This window comes from Lachnotalea sp. AF33-28, from assembly GCF_003477885.1.
In the GTDB taxonomy this organism is placed as follows: domain Bacteria; phylum Bacillota; class Clostridia; order Lachnospirales; family Lachnospiraceae; genus AF33-28.
Genome location: NZ_QUEE01000014.1, coordinates 124286 through 140576, shown reverse-complemented (window position 1 = coordinate 140576; position 16291 = coordinate 124286). Strand labels below are relative to the sequence as shown.

11 protein-coding genes are annotated in these 16291 nt (G+C 49.8%); 8 read left to right on the top strand and 3 right to left on the bottom strand.

Annotated elements, in window-relative coordinates; all coding sequences use genetic code 11:
* Nucleotides 1-6 precede the first annotated feature (6 nt).
* Nucleotides 7-567, bottom strand: a complete 561-nt coding sequence (locus tag DWZ56_RS17855; protein ID WP_118557961.1) for an AraC family ligand binding domain-containing protein — start codon at nucleotides 565-567, stop codon at nucleotides 7-9.
* Nucleotides 568-959: 392 nt separating this feature from the next.
* Between DWZ56_RS17855 and DWZ56_RS17850 the strand changes: the two genes are divergently transcribed.
* The 7 genes from DWZ56_RS17850 (at nucleotide 960) to fucO (ending at nucleotide 11818) form a co-directional block, all read left to right on the top strand.
* Nucleotides 960-2627, top strand: a complete 1668-nt coding sequence (locus DWZ56_RS17850) for an extracellular solute-binding protein (RefSeq protein WP_118557960.1) — start codon at nucleotides 960-962, stop codon at nucleotides 2625-2627.
* A gap of 74 nt (nucleotides 2628-2701) precedes the next feature.
* Entirely contained in the window at nucleotides 2702-3631 is a 930-nt protein-coding gene (locus DWZ56_RS17845) for an ABC transporter permease (protein ID WP_243095347.1), read from the top strand.
* A 20-nt stretch (nucleotides 3632-3651) separates the two neighbouring features.
* Entirely contained in the window at nucleotides 3652-4545 is an 894-nt protein-coding gene (locus tag DWZ56_RS17840) for a carbohydrate ABC transporter permease (protein WP_118557959.1), read from the top strand.
* 38 nt (nucleotides 4546-4583) lie between these two features.
* Nucleotides 4584-6803, top strand: a complete 2220-nt coding sequence (locus tag DWZ56_RS17835) for a hypothetical protein (RefSeq protein ID WP_118557958.1) — start codon at nucleotides 4584-4586, stop codon at nucleotides 6801-6803.
* A gap of 29 nt (nucleotides 6804-6832) precedes the next feature.
* Nucleotides 6833-8368 carry a hypothetical protein gene (locus DWZ56_RS17830; protein WP_118557957.1) on the top strand — a complete coding sequence of 512 codons (1536 nt, stop codon included), beginning with the start codon at nucleotides 6833-6835 and terminating at the stop codon, nucleotides 8366-8368.
* A gap of 68 nt (nucleotides 8369-8436) precedes the next feature.
* Nucleotides 8437-10539 carry a hypothetical protein gene (locus DWZ56_RS17825; RefSeq protein WP_118557956.1) on the top strand — a complete coding sequence of 701 codons (2103 nt, stop codon included), beginning with the start codon at nucleotides 8437-8439 and terminating at the stop codon, nucleotides 10537-10539.
* A gap of 130 nt (nucleotides 10540-10669) precedes the next feature.
* Nucleotides 10670-11818 carry a lactaldehyde reductase gene (gene fucO / locus DWZ56_RS17820; protein ID WP_118557955.1) on the top strand — a complete coding sequence of 383 codons (1149 nt, stop codon included), beginning with the start codon at nucleotides 10670-10672 and terminating at the stop codon, nucleotides 11816-11818.
* A gap of 164 nt (nucleotides 11819-11982) precedes the next feature.
* Here fucO and DWZ56_RS17815 read toward each other — a convergent pair whose 3' ends face one another.
* Nucleotides 11983-13770 (bottom strand): sensor histidine kinase, encoded by a 1788-nt coding sequence (locus tag DWZ56_RS17815; protein WP_158584650.1) that lies wholly within the window; start codon nucleotides 13768-13770, stop codon nucleotides 11983-11985.
* A 48-nt stretch (nucleotides 13771-13818) separates the two neighbouring features.
* Nucleotides 13819-14559, bottom strand: a complete 741-nt coding sequence (locus tag DWZ56_RS17810; protein WP_118557953.1) for a response regulator transcription factor — start codon at nucleotides 14557-14559, stop codon at nucleotides 13819-13821.
* 284 nt (nucleotides 14560-14843) lie between these two features.
* On the opposite strand from DWZ56_RS17810, the gene DWZ56_RS17805 reads away from it, so the two are divergent.
* Nucleotides 14844-16223: an ABC transporter substrate-binding protein gene (locus DWZ56_RS17805; protein WP_118557952.1), complete on the top strand. Its 1380-nt coding sequence runs from the start codon at nucleotides 14844-14846 to the stop codon at nucleotides 16221-16223.
* The last annotated feature ends 68 nt before the right edge of the window (nucleotides 16224-16291 follow it).

The window sequence follows — 16291 nt, the reverse complement described above, 5'->3', positions numbered from 1 at the left end:
GGCGGTCTATCTCTTGTTTTCGGTTGCTTGCTTCCTTACCGTACATGAGCATTTTCGCAGGGTATCATTCAGATGCATCATAAAGGCATAAGCGCAGGCAGAGGCGGTAAAAAAGTTATTCATATCATTATCAACCGACAGCCTGTAGAGTGTTTCCCAATAGTCCATTGCGCTGCTGGAAGAAGGAAGTGTGAAGACATTACCGTATTCGTTTATGATGTTTTTCAATATATTATTGCTGACGGAATTAAAGGAAATGAATTTCAACTCCCAGTGTGAGCTGCCTTTGGGCAGAAAGTAATGTGTTACGCTCGGGCGTTCAATCAAAAATGCCTGTCCCGGTTTCAGAGAATAGGTATGGGAATTTATAGTGATGGCGCCTTCGCCGGAAACGGTGTACTGAAAGATAAACTGCTGCTCCGGTGAAAGCATATTGTTAATGGAGTATTTTTGCGGATACTGCCAATATTCCCATCCGATGGAACTGAAAGAGTAATAATCCTGATAAAGCTTGTAATATTTGAAGTGGTATTCAAAGGTCATTCGTTCATCATAACTCTTTTTCATGGATGTTCCTCCTGTTGGTCCGGTGTGAGGTCGGCGATGTGTTTGTATAAATTTACCAAAAAGCACGAATAGCACTATTTGCTCATTTTTTACAGAATATTCTTTTTAATTCGATTGGGAAAAAACCAGATACAGTAAGTGAAAAAGTGAATTCTGTAAATATATATTGAATAATAAAAAACGTGATTGTGCTATAAATGAATTATATCATATATTCACTATTATGTATAGAAATGATATGATTCCTTTATCACAAATCAGCAGTTTTGTTACTGTTTCCGGCTGCACGTGACGTTTCTGGCAGCCATGATCAGTAACGCAGTTTTCATATGTTTGGGCCCTCAATATGAAAAGTGATAACAACAGGTAATGAATAATTGGAGGAAGTTATTATGATGAAAAGAATACTGGCTATTGTTTTATGTATTTGTATGGTTCTGTCCGTTATGGGCTGCGGAAAAGATCATGACGCCGGCAGCACGGCTGCTGGCGCAACGGAAAGTCAGGGAAAGCAGGAAACCGTTACGGAATCGGTAGGAAACAGCGCGGCGGATCAAAAGCCGGAAGCCGCAGACCCGTTCGGAGGATATGAAGAGCCGATCACACTGTCTACCATTGCTTTTCAAACGCTTACCCAGTCCTGCCCGGAAGGCGTCACTCTGGAAGACAATCCATGGCTGGATCTGTGGGCGGGCAAGGGTATACATGTTGAATACTCCGCCATTGCCGCGGACAGCGAGGATATAACAACCAAAATCAATCTGGCGATTGCCAGCGGAGAAATACCGGATTATATGAGCGTGGGCTACAGCACATATAAAGAATTGCTGGAAGCGGATATGATTGCGGATCTGACGGATGTATTTGAGCAGTATGCCACGGACGATCTGAAAAGCATCATGTATGCGGACGGCGGTGCCATGGCAGAAAATGTAACAAAGGACGGCCGTTTGTACGGGATCACACAGCCGGCGGATTATCTGGATCGGGGCGGCGTGGTGGCGATCCGCACGGACTGGCTGCAGGAACTGGGGCTGGATGAACCTAAGAGCATGACAGAGCTGTGGGACGTTGCAAAAGCATTTAAGGATAATAAGATGGGGGGAACATGTTCGATCGGTATCGGCGCTACAAAGGAGATATCCGCGCTGCTGCCCATGCAGTATCTGATCAATGCCCATGGAGGACAGACGAGCATCTGGCTGGAGAAAGACGGCGGCCTGGTATTCGGGCTTGTTCAGCCGGAGATGAAGCAGGCACTGTCCGAACTTCATGATAAATATGCGGAAGGGCTGCTTGATCAGGAATATGGGACAAAGACAGAGCAGCAGCTGTATGAGGATGCGGTATCCGGCAAAAGCGGCGTGGTGATCGGTAACTTTACTTCACCGTTCTATCTGGATAACGGCATATCGTTAGGCCAGGAGTGGGGATATTTCCCTCTGTACGCGGATGACGGAAGTTTTGCGAAGGTAGAACAGAATGTCGGCTTCAGTTCCTGTGTGGTGGTGAGCAAGGAATGTGAGCATCCGGAAGCGGTTATCAAATTATTCAACATGTTTGTCAAATATGGTACGGAAGAAGCGGATACTTATGCCACGGACGGAATCAATAATCTGTCTTATCCGGCTGTGATCAGTGAGACAGGCGTAAACCCGGCGATTTATCAGGCGTATAAAGTATTTCTGGAAACCGGAACAGCGCCTGCCGATCTTCCTACCGGCTATGAGGGAACTGTGAGCTCGTGTGAAAAGTGGCGCCTTAACGGCGATGCTGAAGGGAGAACGCTCTACTGTATCTTCGGGCCAGACAGCACGGAAGCCGCTATTGCAGAAGAGATAGAAGGCGGAGGGTATCTGCTTAGCGCATTCACCGGGACGGCCGGAGATGCGGCGATCAAATACAGCGGAAATCTGGGCAGCATGGCGAATCAGATGATCGCCAATATCATTACCGGGGCGAAGGATGTGGATTATTTTGATGAGTTTGTAGAACTCTGGAACTCAAATGGCGGTGCAGAGATTACAAAGGAAGTAAATGAATGGTATCAGGAACGGTGATGCTGCATGGCTGAATAGATTATGAACAGGCCGTCTTAAGGGCGGCCTGTTTCTTTCGGAAAGTGAGGAAAGGAATGGCTGCAGTCAATACTTGCATGAACAGAAAGCGGCGCATGGTGAAGTTTAAGAAAAATATTCCTCTTCATCTGATGCTTTTGCCGGGAGTTTTGCTCATACTGATTTTTAATTATCTGCCGATGGGCGGAATCGCGATGGCCTTTCAGGATTATAAGGTAACAAAGGGGTTGTTCCGTTCGGAATGGGTGGGGCTTTATAACTTCCGATTTCTTATGTCCTATCCGGATTTTTGGAACATTATGAAGAATACGGTATGCATCGCCGGAATGAAGCTGATTCTGGGCCTGGCTGTGCCCGTGATATTTGCGCTGATGCTGAATGAGATCAGGTCCAAATATTTTGCCAAGATCACGCAGACGCTGGTTTACCTGCCTAATTTTTTGTCATGGGTAATCCTGGGAGGAATCTTTTCCACTCTGCTGTCTCCAAACGGGATTGTGAATCATGCTCTGGGGGCTTTGGGCATGGGAAATTACTATTTTATGGGAGATAATAAGCTCTTTCCGGGAGTGCTGATCGCCACAGATGTGTGGAAGGGATTCGGCTATGGTTCCATCGTTTACCTTGCGGCTCTTACCGGCATCGACACGGGCCTGTATGAGGCAGCCGCAATAGACGGAGCGGGAAAGTGGAAACAGACACTTCATATCACATTGCCGGGAATTGCGCCGATTGTATTTGTCATGGCGGTTTTGTCCATGGGAAATGTACTGAATGCAGGAATGGACCAGGTGATGAACATGTACAGCCCACAGGTATATTTGTCCGGCGATATACTGGATACCTATATCTACAGAATCGGTTTGGAAAATGCGCAGTACAGCCTTTCTACTGCGGCGGGGCTGTTCAAGTCGGCTGTTTCTGCGGTATTGATGTCCCTGGCATATTTCTTTGCGATTAAATACGGAGATTATCAGTTGTTCTGACAGGAAAAGGTGAAGCGAAAATGGTTGAAAATTCCAAAGCATATAAATGTTTTTTAGTATTTGATTACATAATAGTGGGCTTCCTAGCGTTATTGTGTTTCCTTCCGATTCTGCATGTGTTCGCAGTATCCCTAAGCGACAGGGTCGCCAATAGCGCCGGCATGGTCTCCTTCTGGCCTGTGAATCTCAATTTGGAATCGTATCGCTACATGATGAAGGATCTGGAATTTGTCCGGGCTTTTTTCATCAGTGTGGTTCGTACGGCGGTAGGCGGAGCCGTGCAGGTGGCGATGACGATCCTGTGCGCTTATCCTCTATCCAAAAGTTCAGTGAGGATGCCGTCCAGGATCGTTTATGTCTGGTTCTTTTTGATCGCTTCTCTGTTCAGCGGAGGCCTTGTGCCGACCTATCTGCTGGTTAAGCAGCTGGGGCTGTTGAATTCCTTTTGGGCGATGATCATCCCTGGGGCGGTGCCGATCGGCAATGTGATACTGATGCTGAACTTTTTTAGAAATCTGCCCAAAGAGATGGAGGAGGCTGCACTGATAGACGGAGCGGGCCAGATGAAGGTATTGCTTCATATCTATATTCCTCTCTCGAAAGCGAGCATAGCGACGATCGCGCTGTTTTCCATGGTTGGGCATTGGAATTCATGGTTTGACGGCAAAATTTATTTCACAAAGACAGCGATGCAGCCGCTGGCTACGTATCTTCATACTATGGTGAGCCAGTCCACGCTGAACGTGATTATGGAAACCACGGATATGAGCGTGTTGGAACAGCTTATGACAATTACCAATGAGAGTCTGAAATCGGCACAGCTTTTTATCGGCATGATTCCAATCCTCTGCGTATATCCGTTCATTCAGAAATATTTTACAAAAGGGATTGTGGTAGGAAGCCTGAAAGGATAAGCAGTATGGCCTGAACGGGCAAAGAAAGGACTTTAAATATGGCTGAATTTGAACATTGCCAGGCTGGGGAAATCCGCAATCGGTATTACAGCCTGTATATGGACGAGTATGGGGTAAAGACCTTCAGCAGGGTAAAAAGCGGACAGGTTTTATTTACGCTTACCCCCCTGTATGAATTTGCATTGCAGGTGGACTCCGGTGAGTGCAAGGGCATGGTGACTTCCGAGCAGTGCGGCAAGCAGTTTATACAGATGAATCACTGTATACGTACGGTTTATCGCCACGAGCTGTTTGATATGGATGTCCGTTATACGATAGATGACGAGGCTGTTTATAAAACGCTGCGCCTGACGGCCGGTAAGAGGATGACGCTTTTGTACGCTCAGACAGAAGTCAGCAGAACGGAGGCAGTTCTTAGGCGGGGAGGCGAAGGACAGCCCATATTTGTGGCGGACAGCGCATATATCAGCATTATCTTTCCGGCAGCTCAAAATTACTTCGACGGGAATACGGTCCGTCTCGAACAGGCGCCCTACATAACGCTTGGACCGGGAGAATCCTTCGATTTCTGCAAAATTATCTATGGCTTCAACACGGAAGGGACTCTGGAAAGGAGCTTTTCACAGTATATTATAAACCACAAAAAGAAAACTCCCGCTGGGCTGCGTATTTACGGCGACTGGGGAGCGCACGACGAATTGGCGGGTGAGGCCGGGCTCAATGAGGAGCTGGCGCTGCGGCTGCTTGAAGAGCTGGAAGGGGGCAATAAACAGGAAAGATGTTTTGACTATTATCTGATGGACGCTTTCTGGTTTGAAGCGGACGATTCCTATCAGTCCTTTAAGAGCGAGGCCTGGCCCAACGGCCCCGGCCGTTTTAAAACCCGGCTTAAGGAGCTGGGGATGCGCTTCGGGCTCTGGTTTGATGTTAATATGGAGAAGCTGATACTGCCCCGGGATTGTGTGAGGCAGGGGGACAGCGGCAGGAGCTGCCTTAGTTACGGTAAAAACTGCAGGCTGTTATTTGACGGAATTCGTGAGCAGATCAGACAGTGCGGCTGTGCTATGCTGAAACTGGACTTCGCATACTTTGACTGCACCTGTGCCGGACATGCCGCGCATTCTCCGGAAAGGATCAGATCGAAAGAACCGGCTATCCGTAACTTCCTGGAAGAACTGCTCTCTCTCTACAAACTGAATCCGGAACTGCTGGTGCTGGGATACAATGGATTTACGACGGATCTTGAGTGCATCGCATCCGTAGATCCCAATTACAAAGGCTATCCGATTTCACCCTGGTGGTGCCTGTATCTGGATTATCTTTACTGCGGTGACCCAAGGCCTTCCGAACTGCCGTCGGAGAGTATCGGCAGTTCTATGATCTGTTATACGGACTGCATGATAGAGCGCTTTTCGGACTCTCTGATGCCATATCCGGCGATTGACGATCACGGAACCATGATAGGCAATACCAACACGATCTACTATATTGGAAAAGATAATTTTAAGGATTCCTGGATCATGAATATTTCCCGAGGGGGAAGAAAACTCCATCTGTACGGTGCGCTGGAGCTGCTCGAAAAGGAGGACTGGGAGTTTATAAGAGAGAGCGGGGAATTCTTTGATTTTACCTGCAGGGAGGATGTACGGACGGCGCATGTGGCGGGAAGTGCGCAAAAAGGCGAGGTCTACGGATACAGCAACAGCGGCAGAGACAGCGGTTATCTCACGCTGGTTAATCCAGGTGATGCGGAATCATCGGTTTCACTTGCGATGGAGGAATGGGAGGGCGGTGAAGAAATTCTGTTCAGGCCCTGTTATAGAAACACGCAGTTTCAAAACAGCGGTTATGAGGCAATAAGGGGGAGAGCGGCCATCCGCCTAAAGCCTTATGAGGTAGCGCTGTATCACTGGAAGCGGGGGAAGAGAAAGAATCCCGGAAAGGAAGGATATGCCGTGCTGGAGGGAAGGGCCAGTCTTTTACTCACTCTGTCCGGAAGCTGTGCAGGATTTTCTTTGAGCATCACGGACGAACAGGCGTCTCCCATCCGGCTGTTTGGAGGGGAGGAAGATCCGGTCCGGGCGGAATGCCTGAATGAGGGAGCGGTGCTGACTAAGGCTTTCACAAATCCGATCTGGAGCGGCTGCTCCTGGGCGGCGTATACGGTTGCTGTCTGTCCGGATGCGAACGAAGCGAAACGGATCATGCTGCATAATCGGGGAGAACGGTGCCTTTTTATCCGGTGGCATGAGGAGTAGTTAAAGTGCATATGGAAGAAGGAGGAAAAATGAAGAGATCGGCGAGCTATTTTTGCACGTGGAATGCGCAGAATTTTGGCAGGAAGGATGCCGCCCTTGAAAAGAACGGGAGTATTTTTCTGGGATCGGAGGGCGCTAAGAAGGCCAGAGATGCCATGAATGAGGAGTTTATCTTTGGCCAGGGCGGGCTGGCGGACCAGTACGGGCCGATCCGTGACTGCCTTTATTTCGTATTGGATGACGGGTGGGATGTGCCGTATGGGGTACATCCCGACAGTCAGATTGAAGCCTTTGGTTCCCTGGAAATGTCCGGGGACCGTTTTCCCTCGTTTCCGGGTTCTCCGGCAGAGAGGCTGAAGGGAGTCAATCAGGCGCTTATGGAGCGGGGATGGAAAGGGCTTGGCCTATGGGTGGCCGCACAGGCAAAAGGAGAAAGCTATGAGGCGGGCTTTTTTGAGCCGGACAGATCGAGGAGGTACTGGCGGGAACGTCTCGCCTGGAGCCGGGAGGCTGGTGTGGGATACTGGAAGGTGGACTGGGGATGCAGGCAGTTTGATCCGGCATGGAGAAGGATGCTGGATGAGCTTAGAGATAAAGAGGCCCCTTCACTTCTGATTGAACACTGCCACCCGGCGGCAGCACCGGTCAATAACGCGTACTTTGAAGGTGGACGGCAGGTGACGGACGGACGTTTTGCTTCCTGGGGACAATGGCCAGAGAAATGGGCCGAAATCATGGAAGGGGCGGGAATTTTCCGGACTTACGACGTGCTGACCCAGTTCACACAGGTGAGCACGGTAGACCGGCTGGCGGCGCTGATGGCGGCCAGACCGGATGCGGATACAATCTTGAACTGCGAGGACGAAGCGTATCTGGGAGCGGTCATGGGCTGCAGCCTGGGGGTGATGAGATCGGAAAAATGCAGGGATATTCCGGTGTTTTGTTATGACCCGCAGGGAAATTCCCACAGGACGGCGGAGACAGTCAGGGCGGTGAACTGGCAGCGGATCGCTCCGCCTTATCCGATCCGGGAAGGGCGGTTATCAGCCGGCCGTGAATTAATAGAAGAGGCTTTCCTCTTCAACGCCGGTGAAACCTGGATGGAGGATTATGTGGGCCATGAAGTGATTCAGCGCTGTCCTAGCACTGTTATGAGAGGAGATATCAGCTGTGAGATCGTGGATCTGGAAGGGCGGCGCGCGCTGGCGGCTGTTTCACGCCATCCGTCCGGCCCGGTGGCGGCAGCAATTCTTCCCAGGGGGGATAAAAAAGGAGGAGTCAGTATACCGAAGGCCGGAATCGTGCTGGATCTGACGGACAGCGGACAGCCGATAGGGATATTTGGGAGCTGGGAATGGGTGCTGCTGAAGCACACATGCGGCAAACGGATTTTTGCATGCGATCTGGCGGATGATCCGGGAGCAGCGCTTACGGATGTGACCGGTGAGACCATATGGCAGGAGGATGAGATCACAATCCCGGCGCGGCTGCTTGACAGGATCTGCCAAAATCCGCCGGGCGGGGCCGGTCAGTCGGAACCGGGTGCGCTTTTTTGTCTGCGTTAATGAAAGCACACTGAAGTGTGCGTAGGTCATCAACCTTTGGTTGGTGACATTACATAGGAGATAAACGAATGATTTATGAGAAAGAAGTTTTTGAAAATCCTCCGTCGAGATACCGGATCCGTCCGATGACTCATGTCTGGCCAGGGCATGACAGGGAAATCTTTGTGCAGATGCTCAAAGACTATGGCTACGGCGGTGTGGTTACTAATGTCAGGCAGGAGGACGGATTTACCGCAAACCGGAAAAATCTTGAGGAATTTAACGGGCTGGTTGAGCTTCTAAAGAAAAATGAAATGAGCTACTGGCTTTATGATGAGAGCGGATACCCCAGCGGCAGCGGAGGCGGGTTGGTGCTAAAGGGCCATGAGGAGCTGGAGGCCAAAGGGCTTTATATGCACAGAATCGTATCCTATGAGAAACGCACGGCACACTTCCGGCTGGATATGGAATCGGATAAAATCGTATGGGCCGCAAAGTACAGGCTGGATACCGAGCGGCCGGAGGACAGCATTTTCCTTGAAAACAGCTGTCTGCCGGTGGCCTTTGAAAGGGAAACTCTCACATGTGAGATGGATGCAGGAGAGGTGCTGTATATTTTCTGCCGGAAATCTGCCTATGAGGGATCTCACTGTACGCATAATATCTGTTCCTATCACCGCTATATCAATATATTAGATCCGGCGGCGGTAAAACGTTTTTTGAAGCTTTGCTATGAGCCGGTGGCCGCGGTCTGCCCAGATGCTTACAGCCGGGCGGAAGCCGTATTTACGGATGAGCCCAGTCTGCAGAGCTTTTATGTAAGGGAGTATGAAGCCTGGCCATATGCGCTGATACCGTGGACAGATGATCTGCCGGAGATGTATCAGGAGGAGTACGGCAGTCCCCTGTATCCGGGCCTGCCGTATCTGTTCGAAGGGACGCAGAGCGCCGGGCCGGTTCGGGTCCGATTCTATAATCTGATCGGCAAAAGGATTGCGCGCGCTTATACGGGGCAGATTCGGGAATGGTGTGAAGCGCATGGCGGCCGTTTTTCCGGACACTATTTGGGCGAGGAAATGATGGCGGACCATGTCCGGGCATACGGAAGCCTGCTGGAGGTTTTGCTGGCGTCCTCCTATCCGGGGATCGATATTCTGGCCTGTTATCCGGAAGGATACTACTATAATACGGCAAAATACGCCCAGATGGCTGTGCGCAAGAATCGGACGAACGGCATGATGGCGGAAGTATGCCCATTTGATCATCCGGAGATATTTGAGCAGGCGCCGGTGGATAATTTCCTGGCCACCGTGGCGTTAAATTTTCTTTCGGGGGTCCGGGTGACGCACAGCTATTTTGAAGCGGATTATTCTGGCTATGATGGCGGGCGCTTCCGGGATTATAAACCCAGAGACGAGCAAAAATTCGGAAAATACAGAGGATACATGGATGAGGCAACAGCCCGCAGGGTTAATGAATATGTGGGACGTCTGGGATATGTGCTGGATAATCTTGAAAACAGGACCGATCTGTTTATCTACTATGGGCTGGAGGATGTACAGGCTAAAACAAAGCCCTCCCACACCGCGGCCGTGGGGGACGCCATACAGGCTGATATGAGGACTATTCCGGTAATGCGAAGAATCTATGAGGCGGGGTATGATTTTTATTATATTGATAAGGAGGATCTGACGGAGGCCGCCAGGTTCCAAAATGCCGGTAAAAAAACGGAAATTTCCGGAAATCCTGTCTCAGCAATCGTTATTCCGGCTCTGGATGTGATGTACGAAGAATCCATGGAAGCGCTGTGTTGTCTGCAGGAAAAGGGAGTGAGAATTTTCTTCCTGGATCAGATCCCGCAGCGGGGCTGCCAGGGAAATGAACTGCCAGGAAGGGAGAAGTTTGTGCCGGAAACGCTGGAATCGGTCATGACATATCTGGATCGGAGAGAAAAAACATTTCAGATAGATGTGGAGGGGACTGTGCCATTGCAGGCGGCTTTCTGTAAAGAAGGAAAGGAACTTCATTTCCTGGTAAACCGCAGCAGAGAGGACATCACATTTAAGTTTTCACACAGGGAAAAGACGGAAGGACAGTTGCTGAACCCGGAGGATGGGACAATAACCCCGGTCCGCGCCGGAGAACGCGAGCGGATAAAAGCGTTAAGAAGCGTGTTTTTATTGTTTGATTGACATGCTTAGAATAAGCACCCTCAGGATTGCATAATACCCCCGCTTGGTGTAAAATGGAAATATAGCAGGTCCCATATATTTCTGTGAATTCGGAACTTGCACAAACACATATTATAAGGAGGTAATTCCAATGAGCAATCGTTTTATCCTCAATGAGGTGGCATATCACGGACCGGGCGCGGTGAAAGAAATCGCGGCAGAGGCAAAGGGCAGAGGTTTTAGCAAGGCGTTTGTATGTTCCGATCCGGATCTGGTGAAATTCGGTGTGACTAAGAAGGTGCTGGATGTTCTGGAGAATGACGGGCTTTCCTATGAAGTTTATTCCAATATAAAGGCTAATCCCACCATTGAAAATGTTCAGGCCGGCGTAGAGGCTTTTAAGGCTTCCGGCGCGGATTATATCATTGCTGTGGGCGGCGGATCTTCCATGGATACGGCGAAAGCGGTCGGCATCATCATTGCAAATCCGGACTTCGCGGATGTGAGAAGCCTGGAGGGAGTAGCCCCTACGGCAAATAAATCGGTACCGATCTTTGCGGTGCCCACTACGGCAGGAACCGCTGCTGAGGTTACGATCAACTATGTAATTACGGATGTGGAGAAGAACCGCAAGATGGTGTGTGTGGATCCCAAGGATATCCCAGTGGTAGCGTTTGTGGATCCGGATATGATGTCTTCCATGCCCAAGGGCCTTACGGCCGCCACCGGCATGGATGCGCTGACCCATGCGATCGAGGGATATATCACGGCAGGCGCATGGGAGCTGTCCGATATGTTCCACTTAAAGGCCATCGAGATCATCGCCCGTTCCTTAAGGGATGCAGTTGACAATACGCCGAAGGGCAGGGAAGATATGGCTCTGGGCCAGTATATCGCAGGTATGGGCTTCTCCAATGTGGGCCTTGGTATCGTGCATTCCATGGCGCATCCTTTAGGCGCCCTTTATGACACGCCTCACGGTGTGGCCAACGCCATCATCCTCCCGACCGTTATGGAATACAACGCTCCGGCGACCGGGGACAAGTATAAATACATAGCGCAGGCCATGGGAGTGGAAGACACGGAGAGCATGAGTGTGGAGGAATACCGCAAGGCCGCGGTGGATGCGGTCAGAAAGCTTTCACAGGATGTGGGAATTCCGGCTGATTTAAAGGAAATTGTAAAGGAAGAGGATATTCCGTTCCTGGCGCAGTCCGCATATGACGATGCCTGCAGACCCGGCAATCCGAGAGAGACCAGCGTGGAAGAAATCACGGAACTTTATAAGAAGATGATCTAAGAGAACTATTTGCGGAGGCCGATTCGGCCTCCGTATTTTATTCAATAGAAAAATACGACCTATTGAATAAAAACGCTCCGCTTAGGATCGCACTGCGGCGGGAAGGTATTATGTCGCCAGGGCGACCCGCCGCAGGCGGAGAATCCCGCGAACGGGATTCTTTTTCATTTTGGTATCGTAAAGCTGATACAGGTTCCCTGGGAGGGAAAGCTGATTACGGTCAGACCGGGGTTGCCCGGATAGGAGAGAACCAGCCTGCGCTGTGTGTTTTTCAGGCCGATATGGGCGGATTCCCCGGACTCCTGCGCAAGGGAGGCGCGCAGCTTTAAGAGGGTCTCCCGCTCCATTCCTGCACCGGTGTCCAGCACATGGATACGGAGTACATCTCCCCGGTCGATGATTTTGATGCGGATCAGGCAGCGGTCGTTTTCCCCGTAAATGCTGTAGCGGATGCTGTTTTCAATCAGCGGCTGGAAGAGCAGGCGTATAATCTGACAGTCCAGAACCGATTCCTCATAATCCCAGAGAAGAGTGATCTGTCCGGGATAGTGAAACTTCTGAATTTCAAAATATTCTTTGCAGGAGCGTATTTCCTCCCGCAGGGGGACCGGTGAGGAAGAATCGTCCAGAGCATATCTTAAGATATTGGACAGATCGTGGATCAGCCTGCTGGCAGGAGCCTGGTAGCCTTCTTTTTTAATAATTTCCATATCGATGGACTGCAGCGTATTAAAGAAGAAATGCGGATTGATCTGCAGCTGGAGGGCATTCAGTTCGCTCCTCACCTTGTTGAGTTCCGCTTCCCTGATCTGCTTCTGCAGCGTGTTGTTGCGGATGAAGGTATGAATCACTTGATTCATGATCAGGGTATATTCGTCCAGATGCTGGCCTTTTCTGTCATCGGCGCCGTCCGGCGGGCAGGTGCCCAGCTCCGCCTTCCAGAGGATATCCATCAGATGCTCTATCTGATTGAAATTTTTATTGGTCAGATAAAAGCTGAATGCAAGGCAGAAGGCCGTTCCGATCAGCACGCCGATCACGGCACTGTAGATGATCTGATACAGAAGCTGGTAAATATCACGGTGCGGAACAAAGGAGAGAAAACGCAGGTCATAGTTTACCGAGTCGAAGTAGGTCAGAACATAGGTCTGTCCCCTGTAGAGAACTGTGCTCATATAATTGTGTCCTTCAGGAGAGGAGAGAACTTTCTGATATGTGATCTGATCCGTTATGCTGACGGAAGGATTAAACTGCAGATCCCAAGCATTTTCATTGGCAAACATGATATGGCCGCCGGCATCGGTGACCAGTATGGCTTCGCTGGGATAATTTTCAATGGAAGAGAGCTTACCGGAGAGCTTGTCAATATTCAGATTGGTAACCAGCACGCCGTCAAAGTACTTGATGCGCCGGAAAATGGATACGGCATCGTGTTCAGGCTCAAAGGCATAGTTGCGGAATGCGCGTTTCTCTATCCAGCTGTTTAATTCCGGAGACTGATTGTAAAAGGATTCCAGCCAGCCGCTATCGATGGAGTCTGCGATAGACTGAAGGTTTTTATCCGTCTGATAATACATTCCTTCATCATTGGCGAGATAGATATAGATGGATTCAATATAGTTGAAATTTGTGATGGCGCTTTCCAGGATGGAAGAGATCAGGCTGCGGGCTACATATTCCTTATAATTTAAGGAGGTCTGGTTTAAGATTTTATATAGGGACATGGATACCGTGGGGCTGTTGTTGAACAGCACCGCGATGTCATCCCCTTTTGTCATGATTTCATCCATGAGTTCCGTACCGATTTGAAAGGTCCTTTCGACCTTCAGATCGGTATCTTTTTTTATCCGGACATAGGAATAGGCGGACAGTACGGCGGCCATGATAATAACCGGAAGCGTAAATATGAAAAAATAGCGGATAAATTTATGTATAAAATATTTCCTTCTCACTTCATCCATGCTCCTGTACGAAGACTGTGTTACGCGGCAGCCGCTGTTCTAACGGTTATCGCGAAATTCCCTGGGAGTTACGTGATAATACTGTTTGAAGGCGCGCGTGAAATTTTTGGGATTATCATAGCCGACCATCAGGGAGATTTCATAGGTTTTGTAGTTTGTGCCGTGCAGATATTCGGCCGCCTTTTTCATGCGGCAGCCGGTCAGGTAATCGGAGAAGGTCTCTCCGGTGACCTTGTGAAACAGCCTTGAGAAGTACCCCGGGCTTAGGTTTACCGATATGGCGGCCTCTTCCAGCGAAGCGTCTGTCAGATGGGCCGTGAGATACTGTTTGGCACTTGAGATGATGCGTTCATGATAGGTGGAGTCTAAGGCGGAACCGGCGGGCCCGGCCTCCTGCGTTAAACCGGCCTCCAGCTTATCCCTGATGCGCAGGATGGCGGCGGTCAGTTCTTCATATTTGATGGGTTTTAGGAGAAAATCATCCACCTTATAGCGGATCGCCTGCTGGGCATAGTCAAATTGACGGTATCCGGTCAGTATGATGACCGGAATCATATTCCTGCCTTCCCGAAGCATCTGGACCAATTCCAGGCCGGTCAGCCCGGGCAGACGGATGTCCGTTAGCAGCAGATCGGCGGAATGGGACATAAGATATTTATAGGCTTCCTGACCGTTGGCAAAGGCGGCGGATACTTCCACTCCCAGGCTGCTCCACGGAAACAGGCTCTGCAAGCATTCGCGTATATTGGTCTCATCCTCTACAATTACAAGATTTATCATGAAATCCCCCCGGTGATCAAATTCGTAACAGTTGAGACTACACTGTTACTCAAAATCATGTTAAGAGTAAAAAAGGCAACAAATGATACCTTCAGAAATCAGGTTATCATGATATCGGAAGATTTGTCAAGAGCAGTGCCTGTTTTCAATCAGACGGCTATGTTAGAGTATGTTTACAGGGTGACCAAACGGTCACAGTGAGAATAGAGAAAAGGGAAGCACACTGAAGTGTGCGTAGGTCATCAGCCTCCGGCTGGTGACAGTAAAAAAAGGAGGTAGGATTTATGAGAAAAAGGATTTTGGCTCTGGGGTTGGCGGTTATGATGATCGTTCTTATGGCCGGGTGTTCAAAGGGAAAGGATAACGCACAGACGGATTCGGAAAGCAGTAAACCGGAAACCACAGCGGTATCGGAGAGCCCGAAGGATACGGAGGCGGAAACTGCCGGAGGTTCCCAGGAGAAGGTGACGCTCCGCTTTATGTGGTGGGGCAGTGATGTGCGCCATGAAGCGACCATAGCGGTGATCCAGCAGTATGAGGCGCTGCACCCCAATGTAACCATTGAGGCGGAATACGGCGGATATGACGGATATTTTGAGAAGCTGACCACACAGCTGTCCGGGGGAACCGCGGCGGATATCATTCAGTACAATGCCAATTCCATAACGGATTTGATGGCTATCGGCGATGTCTTTGCGGATCTGTCCGAATATGCGGACGTACTGGATACTTCCGGTTTTGATGAAGGATTTTTAAAGAATTTTTCCTATTATGACGGCAGGATGATCGCGCTTCCATCCGGCGTCAACGGAGGGATCTGGCTGGCCAATACCGCTTTGCTAGGAGAGGCCGGCATCAACATGGAGGATATTAAAACCTGGGATGACTTTATCGAAGCGGGAAAGAAGCTGCATGAGTATAACAGCAGCTATTATCTCTTTAATATCGACATTGATACCCTTGGCAAAGAACTGCTGGGTTCCATGATGGCGCAGCTGACCGGAGAGGATCTCTTTAACAGGGAAAGCTATGAGATGAATTTCACCAGAGAAGACCTGCTGAAGGTATTTACACTGATCAGCGACATGTATCAGAACAATGTGCTGGAACCGGCAGCCGACAGCGCTCCCTATGCGCTGAAGATCAACACCAATCCAAAGTGGATCAACCATGAACTGGCCCTAGCCTACGGCGCAACCTCCAATGTCTATACCGGATATTATGACTTCCAGGATACGGCGGCAGCCATGGATATGCCGGAATTTGAAGGGGCAAAAGAGAGCGGTATCCTGTATATGCCTCCGCAGATGATCGCGATTGCATCCACCTGTGAGCATCCCGAAGTGGCGGCGGATTTCCTGAATTATTTCTACAACAATGAAGAGGCGGTGAAAACGTTAAAGGACTGCCGTTCTATTCAGCCAACCGAGAAGGGTAGGCAGATCTGTGAAGAAAACGGATATCTGGATCCTGTGCTGGTGAGCGCGGTGGAAAAGGCGATGGAAACAGGAACCAATCATCAGAATATCTATACGCCTGCCGAGATCGTTGCGATTCTCCAGGATGCGACGGAGAAGATCGCGTATGGGCAGGGCGATATTGAGAGCATCACGGACGAGACAATGAAACTTTTGGAGGATACGCTGGCCCGTTTGAAAAAATAATAAAAGTCAGGTGCCGCCGCTAGATGCGGCACCTGTATTTTGAAGGGGCCGGTTCCGAAAGCGGGAAA

Bases quoted from the DNA above. Each gene is read 5' to 3' on its own strand.
- DWZ56_RS17855 (WP_118557961.1), bottom strand. From the start codon at position 567: ATGAAAAAGAGTTATGATGAACGAATGACCTTTGAATACCACTTCAAA.
- DWZ56_RS17850 (WP_118557960.1), top strand. From the start codon at position 960: ATGATGAAAAGAATACTGGCTATTGTTTTATGTATTTGTATGGTTCTG.
- DWZ56_RS17845 (WP_243095347.1), top strand. From the start codon at position 2,702: ATGGCTGCAGTCAATACTTGCATGAACAGAAAGCGGCGCATGGTGAAG.
- DWZ56_RS17840 (WP_118557959.1), top strand. From the start codon at position 3,652: ATGGTTGAAAATTCCAAAGCATATAAATGTTTTTTAGTATTTGATTAC.
- DWZ56_RS17835 (WP_118557958.1), top strand. From the start codon at position 4,584: ATGGCTGAATTTGAACATTGCCAGGCTGGGGAAATCCGCAATCGGTAT.
- DWZ56_RS17830 (WP_118557957.1), top strand. From the start codon at position 6,833: ATGAAGAGATCGGCGAGCTATTTTTGCACGTGGAATGCGCAGAATTTT.
- DWZ56_RS17825 (WP_118557956.1), top strand. From the start codon at position 8,437: ATGATTTATGAGAAAGAAGTTTTTGAAAATCCTCCGTCGAGATACCGG.
- fucO (WP_118557955.1), top strand. From the start codon at position 10,670: ATGAGCAATCGTTTTATCCTCAATGAGGTGGCATATCACGGACCGGGC.
- DWZ56_RS17810 (WP_118557953.1), bottom strand. From the start codon at position 14,559: ATGATAAATCTTGTAATTGTAGAGGATGAGACCAATATACGCGAATGC.
- DWZ56_RS17805 (WP_118557952.1), top strand. From the start codon at position 14,844: ATGAGAAAAAGGATTTTGGCTCTGGGGTTGGCGGTTATGATGATCGTT.